At 27.8% G+C, this 2,594-nt stretch carries 2 protein-coding genes; both read right to left on the reverse strand.

The window, feature by feature from the left end; all coding sequences use genetic code 11:
* Positions 1–52 precede the first annotated feature (52 nt).
* Positions 53–1,372 carry an HTH domain-containing protein gene (locus tag I4U58_RS13435; protein WP_195931840.1) on the reverse strand — a complete coding sequence of 440 codons (1,320 nt, stop codon included), beginning with the start codon at positions 1,370–1,372 and terminating at the stop codon, positions 53–55.
* Positions 1,373–1,455: 83 nt separating this feature from the next.
* Positions 1,456–2,304, reverse strand: coding sequence for an alpha/beta fold hydrolase (locus tag I4U58_RS13440; protein WP_195931841.1), 849 nt, complete (start codon positions 2,302–2,304; stop codon positions 1,456–1,458).
* Positions 2,305–2,594: the final 290 nt, after the last annotated feature.

Consider the following 2,594-nt stretch of genomic DNA (forward strand, 5'->3'; position numbering starts at 1 on the left):
TTTTTTAATACTTGATTTTCATCGCTTTGATTTCCAAAGATATATACTATTTCTATTTTATCTGAAAAACCAATTTTATTATTCTTCTCGGTCTACCTGATCCATCTTCAAAATGTTTCCCAACCACCTCAATATATCCGTACTTTTCTAACTTATTAATCGTTCTATTTACTGTTCTATAAGACATATCACACTGCTTTGACAATTCCTCTGCTGTAAACCTATCTTTTTTACATGTATTTATTGCATTATAAAAACAAAGTATCTTCTTCACACTTACATTTGTTATTTGAGCTATTTTCATCAATCTATCGTCTATCTTAACTTCACTTCTCTCTTTATTTTTAGATTTTATAGGTCCTATAGCCTTTCCATCTTCATAAATTATATATGCAACATTCTCATTTTTACATCGTTTGGCCTTTATAATAGCTTCATTAGCCTTATATTTTGCCTCACTAGCTGTCTTTCCATATCCAATACCCATAGAAATTCTGTTTAATGAGTTGTCTTCAATAGATTTTAAAAGTTCTATATTTGTATAATTCTCTGTCTCTGTTTCTAATATTGTCTTTGTCGAAATCAATATATATGTATTATAACTAAATTCGATAACAGCAGCCTCTATCTTATTTGCAAACTCATAAATCAATTCTGTGACTTTATTTTTTTCTTTAATATAATAATACTCATTTCGACTTATTATAGAGTAGTCATCAGGAAAATCTATATGAACAAATATAGCTACAACCCTACAATTAGTATTTATTTTAGCTATATATCTTAGATATATATTTTGGAAACTCTCTATTATAATACTCTTTGTCGGGATAGCCATATAATTATCTATTCCATCTGAGTCAAATTGTTTATTTACATCACTTAATGATGTCACAATACATACATTTTCGTCATTTTTTAAGTTATTCCTATGAAAATTAAGTGCATCTTCAGTCGTATTTTTATTATTGAATTTTACATTATAAAGCATAAGGTTTACTTCATCCATATCTATACCGATACTATTATAAACTTCTTTAATCAACTCTTTAGAATATGTATCTATACTCAGATTTTTTATATTTTTGTTTTCATATAATCCTTTTAATAAAGCAGATGATAGGGAGCTTTCATGCAAAGGGAAATATCCCCATATACATTCTTCCTTTACGTATAATTTTACAAATTTATATACGACTACTCCTGCAAACATCAGAGCATCATACTTTTTTTGTGATTTTTTTACTATTTCAACCGCTTTTAAATAATTGCTATAAACTATAATATCTAAATCTATATCAACTATATTTTTGTCTACAATATCCTTTACAATATTTGCTGTATATAATGGAGCAATTAAAGCAACTTTCATTTTTTCACATCCTCAAATTATATTCCGTATTGCATATTACTTTTTTAAGATAGATACATGCTGATTTATCTGTAGTTTTTAATTTATTTTTTATTTATTTGTTGTTCTAAAAACTGAGCAATAGTCTTTGCCAACAAAATTCGCTTGTCAGAATAAGAGTGGTCTGTATCAATAAACTTTTCAGTCAAATTATTATTATATTTTTTAATCTCACTTGCTAAAATATCGTGATGCAAATATCTTTTGCTCACAACATCTCTACTTGCTATAGTTATCAGTATTTCTTCATTAGATAGAGATTTTGCCTTATCTGGAAGGTTCCACTTATCCCCATTATCAAGACATTCCTGCATCAGTATTTCTGCACTTGTATTGTTTAATGGTACTAGTGCTGTCTTATACATCTCAAATGCCTCGTCTTTTTCCTTTTGATTATAATTGCCTATTTTCCCAATAAGCCCAAAATCATATGGACTTATCGCAACAGATGCCTTTATCCTTTTATCACATGCGTAATTTAAAGTTAAGAAACCGCCCATACTATGCCCTATTAAAAATAAATTATTTGTATCTATGTCAAATTCTTTTACTGACTTTTCATCTGTCAAAAAATCAATAGCACTTTTTACATCTTCCATACAATTACTAAATGAAAAACTACCTTTTACACCCCAACTCCCCCTATAATGAAATCGCAGTATATTCATACCGCATCGTCTAAGAGCATGAGCTAAATCTATCGGGTCGTCATATCCTGGAAACCCATGCAATAGTATTGCTGTTGGGTGAGGTCCCTTTCCTTGCGGTGTCAACATAACCCCACATAAATCACTACCATGGCTTGTAAAACCTAATTCAATTATATTAGGAAAATTTCTGTCATCTAGCTTCATTTGTTCAATATCTTTTGTAACATAAGCTTTATCAAACATCTTAATCCACCTCTTTTTTATATAATCAATTATGTTTTCTTCATTTACAATATAAATTCCTTTTAGCGATATAATATAAAGTATTTTTCCATTTTTATAGTATGTATGTCTAATAGAATTAAGTTATATCTAATTATACATTATTTGTAAAATTTTAAAAGAGATGTAAATTATCTTCCCATATAAAAAGAGCTCATTTACTAAAGCAAATTGAGCTCTTTTTATTGAAATTATTATTTGTTGATATTTTATTTTTAATTTTATAAATTATATCTATATATATCCAGATC

It is taken from the genome of Clostridium sp. 1001270J_160509_D11 (assembly GCF_015667935.1).
Taxonomy (GTDB): domain Bacteria; phylum Bacillota; class Clostridia; order Peptostreptococcales; family Peptostreptococcaceae; genus Intestinibacter.